General features: G+C 66.8%; 1 protein-coding gene. It reads right to left on the reverse strand.

Features of this window, described 5'->3' with window-relative positions; all coding sequences use genetic code 11:
* Positions 1-185 precede the first annotated feature (185 nt).
* A complete protein-coding gene (locus IEW22_RS19730) occupies positions 186-794 on the reverse strand; it encodes a hypothetical protein (RefSeq protein WP_188589088.1) in 609 nt (202 codons plus the stop codon).
* Between the last annotated feature and the right edge of the window lie 930 nt (positions 795-1,724).

A 1,724-nucleotide genomic window follows, 5' to 3' on the forward strand; every position in this document is an offset into this window, starting at 1 on the left:
GATCGCGCTCGGCTTCCGCAACCTCAACCACTACATCTTGCGGTCACTCATCCACTCCGGCGGCCTGGCAGAACACCTACACGCACTCTGAATCAGGAAGAGCCCGTAAAGGTCACTCGATCAGCCAGTGGAGGACTGGCCGGGTGTTTAAGTTCCTGCGGCGTGTAATGCCGCGGTCTCGGGGATCATGAGGGACCCCAGTCGCGGTTCTTCTCGGCTGCGAGCGCGGGCGGCCGTGGCCCGCCCAGCGCGCGAATGGACGCGGCGAGCCTGCGATACCGGCTGCCGCGGCGCGTGTTCTGCTCGACGAGTTGGGCGGCCAGTTCCGCGGTGAGAGAGGCTCTCGTAGTGGCCTGAGCGCTCATCAGCGCGATCTTCCCGGCGGTCTGTGTCTCGTGCAGCTCGGTGGTCGCGGCGATGTGCGCGTTGTGCCGTTCGGTCATCGTGGTGACGCGGTTGGTCGACCAGCGGCGCGCCATGGCCTGGGCTGCGCCTGCCCCGATGATGAGCGGGCTGGATGGTCCGCGATGCCCCAGAGAGGTTGTCTCACGCGCGAACTGCGCGGCGGCCGCGCGCAGCAGCGGTGCCAAGCATCTGTCCATCACAGCAGCCGGGTCCGACAAGTATCCGGTGTCGCGCAGCGCGGCGTCGAGAACCACCTCATTTGGGGTCTCGATGACTCCCGCCAGTGACCGGAGGTTGTCGGGGTCGCGTAAGGCTCGTAATCCTCGGCGATGCCATCCCGGCGCGGCGAGACGACACCGGCGCACCCAGCGGCGCGATGCGCTCGCCACGGTTTTGGGCCTACGCCGCGGTCGCGTCAGCCCGGGCGGCGGGATCGTCGATCCACATCTCCCGTAGCCGCGGCAACGACAGATCGTTGGCGAGTTTCCCGCCGTCGTGGCAGACAGCAGCCCCTGCGCATACGTGCGCGCAACAGCAACAGCAGGACCGCCGCGCGGGCCTTCCATACCGCCGCGCTGCGCGCGGGGCTCTCGGCCGGCTGATCGAGGCCGCCGAGTTGATCGGCCGGCCGAGGCTTGCAGTGTGGTCGGCGTAGCAGCTCCAGACCAGAGCACAGTTTCCGCCCGCCTGATTCGAGTGCCGCCCGCCGCGGTCCGCGCGAGGTCGGCGTGTGCACACGTGAATGCCGCGGGCAGTAAGTGAGTGCCCGATCGACAACGAGACCGCCTACCCACGCCGAGCGCACTTGTTGTTCCCGCCCAGAACGGACGACTGCGCCGGAGCGAGAAGCAGTCTCGCCGACCCGTCACCTTGGGTCGGTCATACGATCGATCCGTGCGGGTCCACGCGATCGGAGTGCAGTCAATGCAATTCCCGTGCCGAGTAGGAGGGCAGCGTAGACGAGTTGTGGCGCACCGAAGGTTGTTGCGGCGATGGCGAGCAGCGGTGCGCAGACGAGCACTCCGAGGAAACGGTGCCAGCCGGTGAACAATCGTGAATACGCGAGTGCGCACAGCAGGTAGAGGACGAAGAAGTTCTTGCCGCTACGGCGAGTAGATCGCTGATCGATGCCCAGTGCAGTGCTGTTGCGCCGATGACGGCGAGAAGGGCTGCGGCGACCACGCCAGTCGCAATGCGTGGGTTACCGTCGTCGATTGGGGCTGGTGCACGAGTAGGTGACATCTGATCTGGCTTGCCCTGCCGGGCGGCCTGGAAGGATGCCAGCTGTGCCCAAGCCCTATCCCCAGGAGTTCCGCGAC

Origin of the sequence: Gordonia jinhuaensis, assembly GCF_014639795.1 — a bacterium.
GTDB classification, from domain to species: Bacteria; Actinomycetota; Actinomycetes; order Mycobacteriales; family Mycobacteriaceae; genus Gordonia_B; species Gordonia_B jinhuaensis.